Origin of the sequence: Pontibacter flavimaris, assembly GCF_001907195.1 — a bacterium.
GTDB lineage: Bacteria > Bacteroidota > Bacteroidia > Cytophagales > Hymenobacteraceae > Pontibacter > Pontibacter flavimaris.
The window spans coordinates 1-17,406 of sequence record NZ_LVWA01000009.1; the positions used below are offsets into that span (position 1 = coordinate 1).

Here is a 17,406-nt window from a genome sequence, read left to right on the forward strand (position 1 = left end):
AAACGCGTAAGAAGGAGATCGTGACGGCGCGCCAGGTGGCCATGTACTTTGCCAAGGAGTTCACCAGCCACTCGCTCAAATCCATCGGCTACCACTTCGGCGGCCGCGACCACAGCACCGTGATCCACTCCGTGCAAACCGTGTCCGACCTGATCGACACCGATAAGAAATTCAAGGCCAGTATACAGGAACTTCAGAAGAAGTTTAAGTCCAAGGCTGGTTAAATTAAGTCTTTTATCTGTTAAACTGTGGAATGAAATAATCCTGCAAAAGGTTCTAAAATAGAAATTTTAATATATGATTAAAAATATAATCATTATTGGTGCTATGAAATGTGGAACTACATCACTGTATGACTATCTAATCAAGCATCCAGAGATATGTCCTTGTGTGATAAAAGAACCAGAGTATTTTTCAATTAGCATGGGGCACAAGAAATTTAAAAAAGGTCAATATTTAGAACTCTTTAATATTGATCAAGTGTCGCATAAATTTACTTTGGATGCATCCACAGGTTACACTAAATTTCCAACTGAAAACGGGGTGCCAAGGAGAATCAAAGAATATGGTTTGAGTCCCAAATTTATATATGTTATAAGAAATCCTTACGAGAGAATTCGATCACATTACAATTTTATGCGGAAAGACCTCTCATGGGAAGCTAAAATTGACTCCCCCCACCTAATAAACGTTTCAAAATACTATACACAATTACAAGAGTTCAGAAAATACTTTCCTTTAGAAAACTTTTTTATAGTAGATTTTGATGATTTAAAGAATAAACCTAATAAAGTGTGTAAAGATATTTTTAGATTTATTAGTGCTTCTAATTTCAATCCGGAAATAACTTATGAAGTAAAAAATAAAACAAAAGGTGTTAATAGAAACTTTTTAAAGTTAAAGCGTTATTTGAGTCCATTTGTAACGATGACGCCGAGTTATTTTAAAGACTATGTTAAAACTTTAGTAGCCGATTTATTTCCGCAGCCTGATCAAGTGCAGTTGACCGAAGAACAGAAAGAGAAAATATATGAATTATTGAAAGAGGACATGGTTAGCTTAAACCTTACTTATAATATAGATGTATCAAAGTGGGGGTTTTAAATAACTTTGGAAAACTAAAACCTTAAATATTTAGGATTGTGGTCTACAATGTATGATGGTTTCTGTAAAAGAATATTAGTTTCATTGCATAGTATTGGTTTTGATCTTTTTTAGAGAGGTAGGCTGTTTTTCGGTTAAGCCTTCTGTTCCTTGTTCTCAGGCACAGGTTCGCTCCTTCAATATGTTTGATGTAGGTTTTGCCAATGTTATTCCTTTCCGGAGGCAGCACTTTAGTGAAAGCTTGCCAAGCAGGCCCTGAAGCACATCATTGAGGACGTGGAGACGGAGGTGAACCTCGACTTCATCCAGAAAACCGTGGCGGAGTATTTCCAGGTAAGCCTGGACTCGCTGAAGGCCAAAACGCGTAAGAAGGAGATCGTGACGGCGCGCCAGGTGGCCATGTACTTTGCCAAGGAGTTCACCAGCCACTCGCTCAAATCCATCGGCTACCACTTCGGCGGCCGCGACCACAGCACCGTAATCCACTCCGTGCAAACCGTGTCCGACCTGATCGACACCGATAAGAAATTCAAGGCCAGCATACAGGAGCTTCAGAAGAAGTTCAAGTCCAAAGCCGGTTAAGAAGTATAAACCAGGCATAAAAATAGCGGCGGCCATACTTTGCAAAGTATGGCCGCCGCTATTTTTATACTTTAAAACTGCTAATGCGGTCGTTTACGCGTTGTTGCCCACGTTATCCGTCAGCTCAAACTGGTGCACTTCCGACAGGTCGCGGATGGTGTGCTTGATGCGGTTGAGGTCGCGCTTCTTGCGCACCTGCTTCAGGTCCAGGTATACTTGCTCGCCATCCTTCAGTGTCACGCGCAGCGCCAGGGGCGTAATGTGCACGGCGGCAATATCCGGGATCAGGATGATGTGCTTGGTGCGGAAAACCCCGAACTTCTGAACAATGTACTCCGGCGTAACCTCGATGTAAGACTGCACCCCGAAAATAGAGGTATTCTGCAGGATCACATAGAAAAAGAAAATGACCGCCAGCCCGAAGAAGGCGTAGTACAGGTAGCTCTGCTCATACGTGCGGTCGGCAGAGAAAAGGAGCATAACGGCCCAGGCCAACCAGAACAGTGTCAGTATAAGTTGCACTGTAAAAGAGAGTTTTGCGTTACGCGTGGGGCTTAGCTGCACAATCAACGTCGATCGGGCGCTACTACCAGATACTGCCATTCTTTAATTATTTCGTGAAACATCGTTGGCCAGGCACGGCCTCACCGCAATATAGCAAATTTATTCTTTAAGCGTGGCCTGCAGCGTTATTTCCGGCACCGCCTTTAGCGCCTTGGATACCGGGCAGCCTTCCTTGGCGTCCTGTGCTAGCCGCTGCAACTTCTCGTCGTCCAGGCCGTTGGCCTTGGCCTCGGTGGTCAGCTCTATTTTCAGGATGGTCGGCGCGCCGTCCTGTTCGCCCAGCGTTACCACGGCTTTTGTCTCGACATACTCCGGCGACAGGTTTTCTTTTTCCATCAGGGCACTCAGGAACATGGAGTAACAGCCGGCGTGGGCGGCCCCGATCAGCTCCTCCGGGGAGGTGCCGCTGTTGCTGTCGCCGAAGCGGGAGGCGAAGCTATACTTTGACTGAAAGGCCCCGGTAGCCGATTTTACTTCACCCTCGCCGTTTTTCAGGCCTTTGTTCCAGCGGGCTTCTGCTCTGTGTTTTCTCATAGTCGGTGTTTTTATAGTTTCAAAAGGTTATCTATAACTAATACTGTGTCCGTAGGTTTAGGTTGATGTTTGCTAAATTTAAACGGTTTTGCGCCTAACTTGCCTCCAGGTGTGGCATTGCGCCATTATCTGGTTATCTTTACTTGTTACTAGAACTGACTGTATGGGTGTAAGAGCGTTGTTGAGCAAGCCCTTTGCGGCCTATGTGCATCAGAAAAACCAGGGTTGGATAGAGCATCCGGCGGAGGCGCAGCAAGCTGTATTTAAAGAAATTATAGACAGGGCGGAGCACACCAGTTTTGGGCGCGACCACGGCTTTGGAAGTATAAAAACGCATGCAGATTACGTGCAGGCCGTGCCCGTGCGCGACTACGAGGCGCTGGCTCCATACTTTAACCGGGTAAAAGAGGGCGAGAAAGATGTGCTGTGGCCCGGAAAGCCGCTTTATTTGGCTAAAACCTCCGGCACCACCTCCGGCACGAAGTATATCCCCATCTCCTCCGATTCCATCTCCAACCACATCAACGGCGCCCGCGATGCGCTTTTGGCCTATGTGCACGAAACCGGCAAGTCCGCTTTCCTGGACGGCAAGATGATCTTCCTGTCGGGCAGCCCGGAGCTGGAGGAAGTGGGCGGGATCAAGACAGGAAGACTTTCCGGCATCGCCAACCACCACGTGCCGGGCTACCTGCGTACCAACCAGCTGCCCAGCTACCGCACCAACTGCATCGAGGACTGGGAAACCAAGCTCGACCAGATCATCGAGGAGACCATCGACCAGAACATGACGCTGATCTCGGGCATTCCACCCTGGGTGCAGATGTACTTCGACAAGCTGATACGGCAGACGGGCAAGCAGATACAGGACATCTTCCCGAATTTTGGCTTGTTTGTGTATGGTGGCGTGAATTTTGAGCCTTACCGCAAAAAACTGTTCGAGTCTGTTGGCCGGCAGGTGGATTCCATTGAGACGTTTCCGGCCTCGGAGGGATTTTTTGCCTACCAGAACAGCCAGAGCGACCCGGGGCTGCTCCTGCTCCTGAACTCGGGTATTTTCTACGAGTTTATACCTACGGAGGAGTACTTTAGCGAAAACCCGACCCGCCTCACCATCGGCCAGGTGGAGCCGGGGGTAAACTACGCCCTGGTGGTCAGCAGCAACGCCGGCCTCTGGAGTTATTCGATTGGCGATACCGTAAAGTTTGTGTCGGTGAAGCCTTACAAGCTGGTGGTGAGCGGGCGCATCAAGCACTTTATCTCAGCCTTTGGCGAGCACGTGATAGGCGAGGAGGTGGAGAAGGCCATGAAGCAGGCCATGCAGAAGTTTAAGGAAGTGGAACTGGTGGAGTTTACCGTGGCGCCTTTCGTGAGCCAGGACCAGGGATCTTCGTACCACGAGTGGCTGGTGGAGTTCTCAAAGAAGCCGCACAGCCCGGATGCCTTTGCCGAGGAACTGGACAAGCAGCTGCGCCAGCTAAACGCCTACTACGATGACCTGATCTCTGGTAACATTCTGCAGAAGCTGAAACTGACGCCACTGCCAAAAAGCGCTTTCCAAAAGTACATGAAGTCGCAGGGCAAGCTGGGCGGCCAGAATAAGGTGCCAAGGCTGAGCAATGACAGGAAGCTGGCGGATGGTTTGCTGGAGGTGAGCAAGCAGGGGTAAGGGCTTGGAATTAGGGGTACAGTACCGGGTATAGCCACCCCTGTCCCTCCTTATCTAAGGGAGCTCTTAGGAACGATTAACCCACCCCTAGCCCCTCCGAGGAGGGGAATTCTATACTTGTTCCATAGCAAAGGCCGAAGCTATCGAATCTGATCCCAGCCTTTGGGTTGAGCGCCTTGTGAGATCCGGTGCCACGATAGTGGCAGCGCCCTGGCGCAGGAGGGAACACAGCGCGATGCCCGAAGGCGAGCCCTCTCGGGCTTGAGAGCACCAAAGCCAGAGATGCAACGGTAGGTTTGTGGGAACTAGAGGATCAGCAGTAGCTAATAAGGATAGCTTGGTTCAAGCTGAAGGAAGCGGCGGCTAAGGAAGTATAAATCAAGTATAAAAAGTATGGCTGAAGTATAAAAAGGCACAAGCAGAGGCCCCGAAATGCTCCGGGACTTTCAGCTTGCGCCAGAGAAAGTATAAAGTATAACCATCGCGGACTAAGATATCCGCAGCAGAGGGGTTCCGGACAAGGATGTCTGGAACAGCAGGACATAATAAGCGAAGCAAAGTATAAAGCAGCTACTAGAGTTGCTCCATGCTAAAAACATAAAATGAAAAGAATAGCCATACTTGGCTCCACAGGCTCCATTGGCGTGCAGGCGTTGGACGTGATTCGGGCGAATCCGGAGAACTTTGAGCTGGAGGTAATCACCGCCCACAGCAATGCGGATCTGCTCATAGAGCAGGCGCTGGAGTTTAAACCCAACGTCGTCGTCATCGCCCGCGAAGACCTGTACGAGCAAGTGCAGCAGGCGCTGCAGCACGAGGATATGAAAGTATACGCCGGCAGCAAAGCGCTTTGCTCCGTGGTGGAGATGGGCACCGTGGACATGGTGCTCACAGCCATGGTCGGCTATGCCGGCCTGCTGCCCACCATACGTGCCATCGAAGCCGGCAAGCAGATCGCGCTGGCCAACAAGGAGACGCTGGTGGTGGCCGGGCAGCTTATTACCGATCTGGCCCGGGAGAAAGGAGTGAACATTTACCCGGTAGATTCGGAGCACAGCGCCATTTTCCAGTGCCTGGCCGGCGAATTCCACAACCCGATCGAGAAAATTATACTTACCGCTTCCGGTGGGCCGTTTAGAGGAAGAACCGCCGCAGACCTGGCCGGGGTGACGAAAGCGCAGGCCCTGAAGCACCCCAACTGGGACATGGGCGCCAAAATCACCATCGACTCGGCTTCGTTGATGAACAAGGGCCTGGAGGTGATCGAGGCCAAATGGCTTTTCGGGTTGAGGAATGAGCAGATAGAGGTGGTGGTGCATCCGCAGTCCATTATCCACTCGCTGGTGCAGTTCGAGGATGGCTCCATAAAAGCACAACTCGGCCTGCCCGATATGAAGCTGCCGATTCAGTACGCACTGGGCTACCCGCAGCGCCTCAAGTCCGATTTTCCGCGTTTCAGCTTCCTGGACTACCCGCAACTCACCTTTGAGCAGCCCGACCTGAAGACCTTCCGCAACCTGCAGCTGGCCTTTGAGGCCATGGAGCGCGGTGGCAACATGCCCTGCACCCTGAACGCGGCCAACGAGGTGGCTGTCAATGCCTTCCTGCGCGACGAGGTGGGTTTTCTGCAGATGTCTGATATCATAGAAAGCTGTATGGCAAAAGTTGCGTATATTGCGAATCCTTCTTATGAAGACTATGTTACCACAGATGAAGAGGCACGCAAATTGGCTGCAGAACTTATAAACAAATAAACTATACTTCCTGTTGCCTTCCGGCAGCGCCACAGAAACAGATTTTTTTAGATGGATATATTGATCATGGTGGGCCAGCTTATTCTAGGCCTCACAATTTTAGTTGGCTTGCACGAGTTGGGGCACATGCTGACGGCCAAATGGTTCGGGATGCGTGTAGAGAAGTATGCCATTGGCTTTCCTCCGAAGGTTTTCAGCAAGAAGTTCGGTGAAACAGAGTACATGCTGGGCCTGATCCCGTTGGGCGGTTTCGTGAAGATCTCCGGTATGGTGGACGAGTCGATGGACACGGAGGCCCTGAAGGAGGAGCCAAAGCCATGGGAGTTCCGCGCCAAGCCGGCCTGGCAGCGCCTGATCGTGATGATGGGCGGTATCATCGTGAACGTGATCACGGGCATCGTCATCTTCATCGCCCTTACCTATACTTATGGGGAGCAGTACATCCCGGCCAAGGAGGTAAAGTATGGCATTGTGGCCAATGAGTTAGGGCAGGAGATCGGTTTCCAGACAGGAGATAAGGTAGTGGCCGTGAACGGCAAGGAACTGGAGCGCTTTGAGGATATCCGCTCGATGGATGCGTTGCTGGGCAGCAACTCCTACTATACCGTGGAGCGCAACGGCCAGCTGGTGGACCTGAAGGTGCCGGTGGATCTAATGGATAAACTGGCCGACAACAAGAGCCAGGTGTTTTTTGTAGAGCCCCGCATGCCGTTTAAGGTAGGCCAGGTGGTAAAAGGCAGCGCCGCCTCCAAGGCAGGCCTGCAGGAAGGCGACTTCATCACAATGATAAACGGCGAGAGCGTGAAGTTCTTCCATGAGTTCCAGGAGGCCCTGAAAGCCAACGCGGGCAAAGCCATTACCATGACCGTGGAGCGCAACGACAAACTGGTGAAGCTAAAGGCAGAGGTAAGCGAGGACGGAACGATCGGTTTCCAGGCGGTGCCACTGCTGCAGACGGCTACCCGCGAGTATAGTTTGGCAGAGGCCATCCCGATGGGCACCGACCAGGCCTTCAGCGTGATCACAGCCAACCTGAAGGGTTTCGGAAAGATCTTCCGCGGCGAGGTATCGGCCTCCAAGTCACTGAGCGGTCCGATCGGCATTGCGCAGATCTTCGGCGACACGTTTAACTGGTACAAGTTCTGGAGCATCACCGGCATGCTCTCGATGGTGCTGGCCTTTATGAACTTCCTGCCGATCCCGGCGCTGGACGGCGGCCACGTAGTGTTCCTGACCTACGAGATGATCAGCGGTCGCAAGCCGTCCGACAACTTTTTGGAAAATGCCCAGAAAGTGGGCATGGTTTTATTGTTAGGCTTAATGGCATTTGCTATCTTTAACGATGTGTTTAAGATAATCTTCTAACAAAGATTTTCCCATGAATTCCATCGTAAGAGTAGCGTTTGCAAACTTAATCCTTCTTTTTGTTTTTGCATTTAACCAAGCTAAGGCTGCACCGGCACCCTGGCCTGAAAGTATAAACCTGGGCGCTGTCGCGGCACAAAGCGACAGCGTGTACCAGGTGCAGCAGGGCGATACCTATTACAGCCTGTCGCGCCGCTTTAACCTGCCCCTGGACTCGCTGCAGACCTGGAACGGGAACATTCTGCAGATCGGCCAGACGCTATACCTTACCAACCCTGCCCGTAGAAAGCAGGCCGCGGCCAGACCGGCAGCGGCGCCAGCGCCTTCCGCAAAACCGGCTGCTAAACCAACTCCAGTAGCACAGGCTGCACCTGTAGCAACCACTCCTCCGGCTCCAAAACCTGCCCCTGCCAAGGCCGCAGTTGCGAAAGCTGCCGAGAGTACATCGGCCTCTCCGGCGCCGGAGCCCAAGCCGGCAGCCTACAAAACCAAGAGCCGCATCCTGGTGGTGCCTTTCGACCCGCATCTATACTTCTCCGATGCTGATATGGAGATTGCGCGCCAGTCCAGGATACCGCTGCAGAACGTGCGCCACGTGTTCCGTGGCCGCCTGAACGCCATGATGGCGCCGGAAGGCTATGAGACAATCCACCTGCTGGGTGGCGTGTACCGCGATAGCGTGAGCGAGCTGAGCCGCCTGTACAAGTCGCTAAATTATGCCTACGCCGATAACAAGCAGAGCAGGTATAACCACCAACCTGCTGCCAGAGAGGAAAAAGGAGGAATGCTAAACTGGGTGAAGGACCAGAAAGGCAAACTGGGCATTAAGGGCCAGCCAGCCGTGCTGCCCGTGGCGCAGGACCCGGAGAAGCATTTCGGCGTAACGGTGAAGGACTCAAACTTCTTCAGCTACTTCAACAACCAATACGGCATCGACTACTACGTTTTCATCAACCAGTTTGAGGTGCAGACCATTTACGAAAACTGCCTCGACCGTGCCGCCCAGAACTACCAGCGCGATTTTACGGTGCACTACAGCATCTACGACAGCAAGGGTCAGCTGGTATCCGGCAACAAGGTGAAGGTGCCTTACGAGTCCAACATCAACGATGTGCAGCGCATTGTGAGCGACAGTATGCCGGGCATGGCCAGACGTGTGCTCTCCGATCTACCAACAGCCCGGAAATAAAGCATAGTTTTGAAGTATAAAGTATAAAAAGGCTGCGTTTCCGCTAAGGAGGCTCAGCCTTTTTTGATTGCCATCCTCTGCTGCAGCCAGGTCACGAAGCCAGACAGGAGAAGGGCAAGCAGCCACCCGCTGATCAGTGTCACGATCATGTGGCCCGGCTTTCGCTCCAGGTGCCTGCGCACCATCAGGTTAAACAGCAGGAACAGGTAGCCCGCCGTGGCGATAAGAAGCCAGAAACCAAGCCAGGGGTCGCTTTCCTGCCCTTTCGGCAGTGGCTTTGCCGGCAGCTGGTGCACATACCAAAGTATAAACGAGGCACCCACGGCGGTACTTACATGCTGCACAAGGCGGTGCAGCACGATCTCCTGGTCCAGCAAGGGTAGCGTGAGCGTATGGGACAAGGCCGGAAGCTGGTTTACAAAATACAGGCCTGAATGCGTAAAGCTATCCCAGAAAAGGTGTGAGAAGGCGCCCAGCACAACAGATACAGACACCACGAGCCAGCGCCGGCGCTGGTAGTGTAGCCAGTCTGCAGGGAAAGCAACTGCGAGCGCCCGCTGCCTGAAGTAGGGAGGCAGGTACTGCATGGCCTGGTCGCGCACCAGGGTATGGAAGAGCACGCACAGCAGCAGGGCCACCGGCAGGTTAAACAGGAAAAGGCCCGGCAGGGTATGGCTGATCTCGCTCTGAGTCTTTAGCCGCAGGAAATACTCAAAATCCGGAGCCATGCTGCCCATTATCAGGCCCGTGGCCGAAAGCCAGCGGCGGCGCAGCAAGGGAAGTATAATGGCAGGATGGGCAGCGGTGAAGGGCATAAGGCTTCCGTGAATCCTACTTACTAACGCAAATCTCCCTTAAGAGGCTCAGCCTTTTATACTTTAATAGAAATTTTCTGAGAGGAATAATGCGATGCGAAGTATAACAACCAAAGTAATCAAACCAATGATGTTGTTATAGATGGCATTATGGGTTTTCCTGGAAAACCGCCAGCCCTTTCTTCCATCGTAAAACTCGCTGTACTTTCGGCGCCTGCTGCCGGTCAGCCCGCTGTGTGCCAGGTAGTATAGCCAGCGCGTGGAGGCGCCCAGGTGCTCAAAAGCTAGCGAGCCTGTTAGTATACTTGCTATCACAGCTTGCTAAAAGTATAAATGCCGCCGCTTTTGCTGCAGCGGGCCATTAGTTTCTTGGCTTGATGATCTTGAACTCCACGCGGCGGTTAATGCGGCGGTCCTCCTCGGTCTGCTCCTCGCGGATGGGCACGCTGCTGCCGTAGCCAATGGCGTCGATGCGGTCGCCGCCGATGTTCACCTTGCGTTCGATGTACCGCTTGATGGCCTCGGCGCGGTCCTGCGAGAGGGTGAGGTTAAAGTCAGGGTCTCCGGCGCTGTCGGTATGGCCGGCAATCTCGAGGCGGTGCGTCGGGTGGTCGATCATGAAGTAAGCCACCTCATCCAGGATCGGCTCCATCTCCGGCGTAATATCCGACTGCATCGGGTCAAATTCAATGTTCTCGAACACGATCGGGATGCTGTAATCGATCACGGAGGTCATAAAGTCGATCGACGTGTCTCCCCTCAGCTCCAGCTCGCGCTCTATCGTGAAGAAGTCCGGGCTCTGGATCAGGATCATGTAACGGGTGTTGTCGATGAGGTTAAATTCAAAGGAGCCGTCCGGCCGCACATACTTGCTTGATATCTCGATGCCGTTGTCCATGTCGATGACGGAGACGACGGCGGAGAGCGGCTTCCGGGTCACGGAGTCGGTAAGGATGCCTTCTACTTTGGTGACGGCCAGTGGGTGCGCCTCCATGGGCAGCGGGAAGGAGTAGAGGTCCAGGTTCTGGATGTCGCTGGCCTCGGAGCGGGCATAGTACAGGTTCCTGGAGCCGGCATCGATGGTGAAGTAGTACTCGCTGCCGCGGCCGTTCACGAGCGGACCAATGTTGCGCGGCTCCTGCCAGTTCCCCTGCACCAGGTAGGTCTTGTAAATGTCAAAATCGCCGAAGTGGTTGAGCTGGCCGCGCGAGCTGAAGTATAACACCTGGAACTTCGGGTGCAGGAAAGGGCTCACCTCGCTCTCGCGGGTGTTCACCACGGGACCCAGGTTCTGTGCCGGCGCCCAGCCACCCGACTTGGTTTTGTGGGTGAAGTAGATGTCGGAGAGGCCAAATCCGCCCAGGCGGTCGGAGGCAAAATATAGCGTGTCCTCCTGCTTCGAGAGGGTTGGCTGTGAGTCCCAGCCACTGCTGTTCACGTTGGCGCCCAGGTTCTTGATCTCGCCCCAGCTGCCGTCCTCCTGGCGTGTGGCCATGTAAATATCGCAGTTGCCGTAACTGTCGGGCGCCTCGCAGCGGGCAAAGTATAGCGTGCTGCCGTCGCGGCTCAGGCAGGCCGAGCCCTCGTTAAAGATACTGTTGATCGGTTTGCCAAACGACTGCGCCTCCTCCCAAAAGCCATTATTCTGCTTGCTAAAGTATAAATCCTCATTGGTGCGGTTCCGCAGGCCGCCCACGTTGCGCTTGGACGTAAAGATGAGCAGCTCGTTCTCGTCGTTCAGCGTGGGGCCGTAGTCGGCGTAAGGCGAGTTGATAGGGTTGCCCATGTTCAGGTAAACGCCTTTGGGCGGCTTAAACGTAGCGATGGACTTGCGGTACTCCACCAACTCATAGTAATAGTCCAGCGGCACGTAATAGTCCTTGGTGTTCTGCTCCAGCGAGTCGTAGTAAGACATGATGTTGCGCACGTCGGAGCGGTGGTGCTTCAGTACCAGGCGGTACAGGGCCTTGGCTTTTTCCGGATTTCCCTGGCGCTCGTGCAGCTGGCCCAGACGCCAGAGAAGCTGTGTATCCTTATAAAAATTCTGGACCCCGAACCGGTGCACGTACTCCTCCAGCAGCGGAAGAACCTTGTTATATTGCTTACGTTTCTCCAGCCTGTGGATAAGAGATAGCTTCTTACGGTCGTGATAGTACGGGATTTTATTTAAATTGGGAAAATCGAGGTGCAGCTCCGGGGCTGGCTGCGATTTGCTGACCTGTAGGTTCGCCTCGGCCTTATCGTCGGGGTCAACGTGTTTTATTTGCTGTGCCTGCACCATGGCAGGTGCCAGGAACGCGAGCAGCAGGAATACCAACAGGAACAAGCGTTTCATCAGCGATACAATTTTGCCCAACGCCCAAAGATATTAATTTTGCGCTATATTATTGTAAACGTGCTTCCGGTTAGTGCTATTTTTTTGTGCGACTTTCGGGGCTCTCCCCGGAGCGGACAAATCTACAGGCTGCCAGCCTTGGCACAGGTCTTGAACACTAAAAGCAGTGCAGGAAAACCGGGGGAGAAACGGTGTTTTCCTGTCAAAATGGCACTAATCTAAAATATGAACCAAACATTCAAGCATTTTCTGCAAAACCTGCTGCTCAATAGCGCCTCCGACGACGACGGCATGGAACTGATACCCATTATAACAGCTGAAATAGAGGACGAAATGAAACCGGTGGACCTGCCTGACGAACTTCCGATTCTGGCGGTGCGCAACACGGTGCTGTTTCCGGGGGTGGTGTTGCCGATCACGGTAAGCCGCAAAAAGTCTGTTAAGCTGGTGCGCAAGTCGCACAGCGGCGGCGCCGTGATCGGCGTGGTGGCGCAGAAGAACACCCTTTCGGACGACCCGACGGCAGAAGACCTCTACAACGTGGGCACCATTGCCAAGATCCTGAAGATGCTGGTGCTGCCGGACGGTAATACCACCATCATTATACAGGGCCACAGCCGCTTTCAGATAGAGGAGGTAACGCAGGAGGACCCATACCTGGCTGCCAAGGTAAGCCTGTGCGAGGAAACCCCGATGGACAAGAAGAGCAAGGAAGTGAAGGCGCTGGTGCAGTCGCTCAAGGATGCGGCCGCCAAAATGCTGAAGCTGAACCCGGAGATCCCGCAGGAGGCCCAGGTGGCGCTCGACAACATCGACAGCCCCAGTTTCCTGACGCACTTCCTGTCTTCTAACCTGAACGTGGAAGTGGCCCAGAAGCAGGAGCTGCTGGAGGTGAACGACGGCAAGGAGCGCGGCACGCAACTGCTGGAACTGATGCTGCGCGAGATACAGCTGCTGGAGCTGAAGCAGGAGATCCATACCAAGGTACACACCGACCTGGACCAGCAGCAGCGCGACTACTTCCTGCGCCAGCAGATAAAGGTGCTGCAGGACGAGTTGGGCCAGGAGGGACCGGACCAGGAGATAGAGCGTTTCCGGGAGCGCGCCATGAAGAAGAAATGGCCGGAGCCGGTGGCGCTGCACTTCAAGAAGGAAATTGATAAGCTGGCCCGTCTCAACCCGCAGGCAGCCGAGTACCCGGTGGCGGTAAGCTACCTGGAGTTTTTGCTGGACCTGCCGTGGCGCGAGTACACCAAGGATAACTTTAACCTGAGGCGCACCAAGAAGATCCTGGACGCCGACCACTATGGCCTGGAGAAGGTGAAGGAGCGCATACTGGAGTACCTGGCCGTGCTCAAGCTCAAAAACGACATGAAGGCGCCTATCCTTTGCCTGTACGGGCCTCCGGGCGTGGGCAAAACCTCGCTGGGCCGCTCTGTTGCCAAGGCGCTGGGCCGTAACTACGTGCGCATGTCGCTGGGGGGGGTGCGTGATGAGGCGGAGATACGGGGCCACCGCCGTACCTACGTAGGCGCCATGCCGGGCAAGATCATCAGCCAGATCAAGAAAACGGGCTCCTCTAACCCGGTGATCATACTGGACGAGATCGATAAACTGGCCTCTGATTTCCGCGGCGACCCGTCTTCGGCCTTGCTGGAGGTGCTGGACCCGGAGCAGAACCATACCTTTATGGATAACTACCTGGATGTGGAGTATGATCTCTCGAGGGTGCTCTTCATTGCCACGGCCAACTCGCTGGAGACCATACAGCCCGCCCTGCGCGACCGTATGGAGATCATTGAGCTGACGGGTTATACTTTGGAGGAGAAAACCGAGATTGCCAAGCGCCATTTGGTGCCCAAGCAGGTGGCCGAGCACGGGCTGGAGCCGGAGGATGTGAAGATCCCGAAAGCCACTATTCATAAACTGATCGAAGATTATACCCGCGAGTCGGGCGTTCGGAACCTGGAGCGCAAGATTGGCCAGCTGGTGCGCAATACCGCCAAGCAAAAGGCCATGGAGGAGGAGTTTGCCAAGTCCATCAAACCGGAGGATGTGACCAGGATCATGGGCTCCGAGATCTTCGACAAGGAAATTTACCAGGACATCGATACGGCCGGCGTGGTAACAGGCCTGGCCTGGACCTCGGTGGGTGGTGATATTCTGTTCATCGAAAGTATATTGAGCCGCGGCAAAGGCAAACTCACGCTGTCAGGGCAGTTGGGGGATGTGATGAAGGAGTCGGCGATGACGGCCATCTCCTACTTAAAAGCCCATGCTGATTTGCTGGACATCGATTATCGTCTCTTCGACCAGTACGACCTGCACATCCACTTCCCGGAAGGCGCCGTGCCGAAAGACGGACCGTCGGCCGGTATCGCTATTTTTACGTCTATCGCCTCGGTGTTTACGCAGCGCAAAGTGAAGTCCAGGTTGGCCATGACTGGCGAGATCACGTTGCGTGGCAAGGTGCTTCCGGTAGGAGGTATCAAAGAGAAGATCCTGGCGGCCAAACGTGCTGGTATCACCGATATCATACTTAGCCAGAAGAACAAAAAGGACATCAACGAGATTCCGGGGCAGTACATCAAAGGCCTTACCATCCATTATGTAGACCGTGTGGATGACGTCGTGAAGATCGCTTTGCTCAAGGAGAAGGTGAAGCATCCGCTGAAGCTGGTGGTGCGGGAGGAAAAAGTTGAGAATGAATGAGTGAGTGAGCGAATGAGTGATTGAGTGAATTTTATACTTGGTACTCCCGTTTTGTCATCCTGAAAGGATTTTGGTGGCAGCCTGCAGCGGCCTCCGAATTTAGCCTAACGACAGGTTCCCGGCTTATTCAAATCTTCAAATTCATTCAATCACTCATTCGCTCACTCAAAACTAAGTATGAAAAAAGCCGCCTTTATACTTTGTACGCTGCTGGGCCTTTCGCTCACGGCGCAGGCGCAGGTGGGTGGCCAGCGGGGATTTCCGTTTCTGGAGCTTCCAGCCAGTGCCAAACAAGCGGCTTTGGGAGGGATAAACGTAACGGCAGGTGGCCACGACGTGAACATGGTAGCGGCCAATCCGGCACTTTTAAATACGGAAATGGACGGGCAACTGAACCTGAGCTATATGGGCTACCTGGCCGATATCAAACAGAGCCACGCCGCCTACGCCTTCAAATCAGAGAAGTATGGCCGTTGGGCGGCAAGTATAAATTACCTGAGTTACGGGGATTTTGTGCAGCGCGACGCCACCGGTATGGAAGTGGGCACCTTCAACGTGAATGATTATACTCTAAGTATAACCCATGCCCGCGAGATGGAGGCCTTCACCATTGGCGCTACCCTGAAAGCGGCCGTGTCAAGTATAGCCGGCGACCAGGCGGTTGGGGTTCTGGCTGATGCAGGCGCTACGTTTAACCATCCGGAGAAAGACTTTACTGTGGGGCTTGCGTTTAAGAATGTAGGCTATCAGGTAAAGCCGTTTGCTAACGCGGATCGGCAGCAGATGCCCTGGGATGCCCAGATGGGCGTAAGTTATAAACCGGAGCACATGCCCGTTCGGCTCTCGCTCACGGCGCACCGCCTGTATCAATTCGACATTGTGTACCTGGACCCAAACGCGCCGGGCAAGCTGGACGAGAACGGAAACGAGGTGAAGGAGGAGAAGAAGTTGGGGGACAAGATTGCCAGGCATTTTGTGGCGGGGGCCGAGTTTGTTTTTAGCAAGAACTTTCAGTTGCGGGCCGGCTACAACCACCTGCGCCGCAAAGAGCTGCGGCTGGACAGTGCATCTGGCGGGGCGGGTTTCTCGGTAGGGGCCATGCTGCGGGTGCGGAGCTTTGAACTGAACTATAGCAGCGCCTTTTTCCATCCGTCGGGTGCCACGCACTACGTCACCATCGCCACCAACACCGGCACGTTCCTCAAAAAGAAAAGTAGTTAAAAACCAAACGGCCCTGTGGCGTGTATTAGTTTAGGCCGGGTTTGATTTATAACCTTAAGAAGAAGACATGTTAGATAATATTGCATCGTTAACGCCAGCCCAGATTGTGGCGGAGCTGGATAAATACATCATCGGGCAGAAGGACGCCAAGCGCAACGTGGCCATTGCCCTGCGCAACCGCTGGCGCCGCATGAACGCCGACAAAAGTATACAGAGCGACATCGTTCCGAACAATATCCTGATGATCGGGGCAACAGGTGTGGGGAAGACGGAGATTGCGCGCCGCCTGGCCAAAATTGCTGATGCGCCTTTCACCAAAGTAGAAGCCTCCAAGTTTACCGAAGTGGGCTACGTGGGCCGCGACGTGGAAAGCATGGTGCGCGACCTGGTGGAGCAGTCGGTGAACATGGTGAAGCAGAAGAAAAAAGAGGAGGTGAAGCAGAAAGCCGCCGAGGTGGTGGAGGATATCATACTGGACGCCCTTATTCCGCCAATCCAGGGCCGCGCCACGCCGGGCTATTCCTCCACAAACGCTGACCCCAATGCCATGCCGGACAATGATTACGAGCTGAACGAGCGCACCCGCGAGAAATTCCGTGAGAAGATCCGCAACGGCGAGTTGGAAGACCGCAAGATTGAGATCAGGGTGCAGCAGAGCGCTATGCCGGGTATGGGCGTGATGGGCCCGGGCATGGACGAGGCCTCGATGATGAACATCCAGGAGATGATCAGCGGCATGATGCCCAAGAAAACCAAGAAGCGCAAGGTCACCATTGCCGAGGCACGCAAGATCCTGCTGGAGGAAGAGGCTTCTAAGCTCATCGACATGGACGAGGTGAAGGAGGAGGCCATCTTTAAGGCAGAAAACTCTGGCGTGATCTTTATCGATGAGATCGACAAGGTGGCCAGCTCCAGCAAAAAAGGCAGTGGCCCGGACGTGAGCCGCGAGGGCGTGCAGCGCGACCTGCTGCCGATTGTGGAGGGTTCCTCGGTGAATACCAAGTATGGCATTATCAACACGGATCATATTCTGTTCATTGCCGCTGGTGCCTTCCACGTAGCCAAGCCATCCGACCTGATCCCGGAATTGCAGGGCCGTTTCCCGATCCGCGTGGAGCTGGACAGCCTGACTAAAGACGACTTCTATCAGATCCTCAAGTTCCCGAAAAACGCACTGACCAAGCAGTATGAGGCGCTGCTTTCGGCAGAAAATGTGGAGCTGAGCTTTAACGACGAGTCGCTGGACGAGATCGCCTCCATTGCCTACGAGGTAAACTTAGAGGTGGAGAACATAGGCGCCCGCCGTCTGCACACCGTGATGAGCCGCCTGCTCAACGATATCCTCTTCGACGTGCCCGACAAGATCGGCGCCAACGCCCGCATCCTGGTTACCCGCGAAATGGTGCAGGAGAAGCTGTCGGGCATGGTGAAAAACCGCGACCTGAGCCAGTATATTCTCTAAGTTAGAGAGTTTGGGAGTTGAGGAGTTAGAGAGTTGTAGAGACGCAACATTTTGCGCCTCTGGAGTTAGAAAGTTAAAAAGTTAGAAGGTTAGAAAGTATAAG

Annotated in this window: 15 protein-coding genes and 2 pseudogenes; 10 read left to right on the forward strand and 7 right to left on the reverse strand. The window is 53.6% G+C overall.

Annotation, left to right across the window (positions count from 1 at the left end):
- Positions 1–224, forward strand: a 224-nt coding sequence (locus A3841_RS14120; RefSeq protein ID WP_317042494.1) for a helix-turn-helix domain-containing protein, incomplete at its 5' end; no start/stop codon positions are given.
- Between the two features lie 73 nt (positions 225–297).
- On the forward strand, positions 298–1,104 hold the full coding sequence (locus tag A3841_RS14125) for a sulfotransferase domain-containing protein (RefSeq protein ID WP_073852998.1): 807 nt from the start codon (positions 298–300) through the stop codon (positions 1,102–1,104).
- A gap of 43 nt (positions 1,105–1,147) precedes the next feature.
- Here A3841_RS14125 and A3841_RS20850 read toward each other — a convergent pair.
- A pseudogene (locus tag A3841_RS20850) lies at positions 1,148–1,351 on the reverse strand (IS1 family transposase); the annotation flags it as partial.
- Between A3841_RS20850 and A3841_RS14135 the strand changes: the two are divergent.
- Positions 1,342–1,686: pseudogene (locus tag A3841_RS14135) on the forward strand (helix-turn-helix domain-containing protein); the annotation flags it as partial. The pseudogenes A3841_RS20850 and A3841_RS14135 sit on opposite strands and share 10 nt — an antisense overlap.
- Positions 1,687–1,779: 93 nt before the next feature.
- Here the strand turns inward: A3841_RS14135 and A3841_RS14140 are convergent.
- Together A3841_RS14140 and A3841_RS14145 are read right to left on the reverse strand one after the other, a co-directional pair.
- Positions 1,780–2,289, reverse strand: coding sequence for a hypothetical protein (locus A3841_RS14140; RefSeq protein WP_073853002.1), 510 nt, complete (start codon positions 2,287–2,289; stop codon positions 1,780–1,782).
- 60 nt (positions 2,290–2,349) lie between these two features.
- Positions 2,350–2,784, reverse strand: coding sequence for an OsmC family peroxiredoxin (locus A3841_RS14145; RefSeq protein WP_073853004.1), 435 nt, complete (start codon positions 2,782–2,784; stop codon positions 2,350–2,352).
- Between the two features lie 163 nt (positions 2,785–2,947).
- On the opposite strand from A3841_RS14145, the gene A3841_RS14150 reads away from it, so the two are divergent.
- Positions 2,948–4,450, forward strand: a complete 1,503-nt coding sequence (locus A3841_RS14150; RefSeq protein WP_073853005.1) for a GH3 auxin-responsive promoter family protein — start codon at positions 2,948–2,950, stop codon at positions 4,448–4,450.
- 378 nt (positions 4,451–4,828) lie between these two features.
- On the opposite strand, the gene A3841_RS20080 is transcribed toward A3841_RS14150, so the two are convergent.
- Entirely contained in the window at positions 4,829–5,008 is a 180-nt protein-coding gene (locus A3841_RS20080) for a hypothetical protein (protein ID WP_139307972.1), read from the reverse strand.
- A 44-nt stretch (positions 5,009–5,052) separates the two neighbouring features.
- On the opposite strand from A3841_RS20080, the gene A3841_RS14155 reads away from it, so the two are divergent.
- From A3841_RS14155 to A3841_RS14165, 3 genes are read left to right on the forward strand one after another with little or no spacing between them, the layout of a single operon-like run.
- Positions 5,053–6,204 carry a 1-deoxy-D-xylulose-5-phosphate reductoisomerase gene (locus A3841_RS14155; RefSeq protein WP_073853007.1) on the forward strand — a complete coding sequence of 384 codons (1,152 nt, stop codon included), beginning with the start codon at positions 5,053–5,055 and terminating at the stop codon, positions 6,202–6,204.
- 51 nt (positions 6,205–6,255) lie between these two features.
- Positions 6,256–7,569: an RIP metalloprotease RseP gene (rseP, locus tag A3841_RS14160; protein ID WP_073853010.1), complete on the forward strand. Its 1,314-nt coding sequence runs from the start codon at positions 6,256–6,258 to the stop codon at positions 7,567–7,569.
- Between the two features lie 13 nt (positions 7,570–7,582).
- A complete protein-coding gene (locus A3841_RS14165; protein WP_073853012.1) occupies positions 7,583–8,758 on the forward strand; it encodes a LysM peptidoglycan-binding domain-containing protein in 1,176 nt (391 codons plus the stop codon).
- Positions 8,759–8,811: 53 nt separating this feature from the next.
- Here the strand turns inward: A3841_RS14165 and A3841_RS14170 are convergent, their stop codons facing one another.
- From A3841_RS14170 to A3841_RS14180, 3 genes are all read right to left on the reverse strand, one after another.
- Positions 8,812–9,573: a DUF4184 family protein gene (locus A3841_RS14170; protein ID WP_073853014.1), complete on the reverse strand. Its 762-nt coding sequence runs from the start codon at positions 9,571–9,573 to the stop codon at positions 8,812–8,814.
- Positions 9,574–9,636: 63 nt separating this feature from the next.
- Complete coding sequence (locus tag A3841_RS14175) at positions 9,637–9,888, reverse strand: hypothetical protein (protein ID WP_073853016.1); 252 nt, start codon at positions 9,886–9,888, stop codon at positions 9,637–9,639.
- Between the two features lie 46 nt (positions 9,889–9,934).
- Positions 9,935–11,908 carry an OmpA family protein gene (locus A3841_RS14180; protein ID WP_073853441.1) on the reverse strand — a complete coding sequence of 658 codons (1,974 nt, stop codon included), beginning with the start codon at positions 11,906–11,908 and terminating at the stop codon, positions 9,935–9,937.
- Positions 11,909–12,133: 225 nt separating this feature from the next.
- Here A3841_RS14180 and lon point away from each other — a divergent pair, with 225 nt between their 5' ends.
- The 3 genes from lon (at position 12,134) to hslU (ending at position 17,303) form a co-directional block, all read left to right on the forward strand.
- Positions 12,134–14,620, forward strand: a complete 2,487-nt coding sequence (gene lon / locus A3841_RS14185) for an endopeptidase La (protein ID WP_073853018.1) — start codon at positions 12,134–12,136, stop codon at positions 14,618–14,620.
- A gap of 177 nt (positions 14,621–14,797) precedes the next feature.
- The gene (gene porQ / locus A3841_RS14190) at positions 14,798–15,841 is read left to right on the forward strand and encodes a type IX secretion system protein PorQ (RefSeq protein ID WP_073853020.1); all 1,044 of its coding nucleotides are present in this window, start codon (positions 14,798–14,800) and stop codon (positions 15,839–15,841) included.
- Positions 15,842–15,908: 67 nt separating this feature from the next.
- Positions 15,909–17,303: an ATP-dependent protease ATPase subunit HslU gene (gene hslU, locus A3841_RS14195; RefSeq protein WP_073853022.1), complete on the forward strand. Its 1,395-nt coding sequence runs from the start codon at positions 15,909–15,911 to the stop codon at positions 17,301–17,303.
- Positions 17,304–17,406 lie beyond the last annotated feature (103 nt).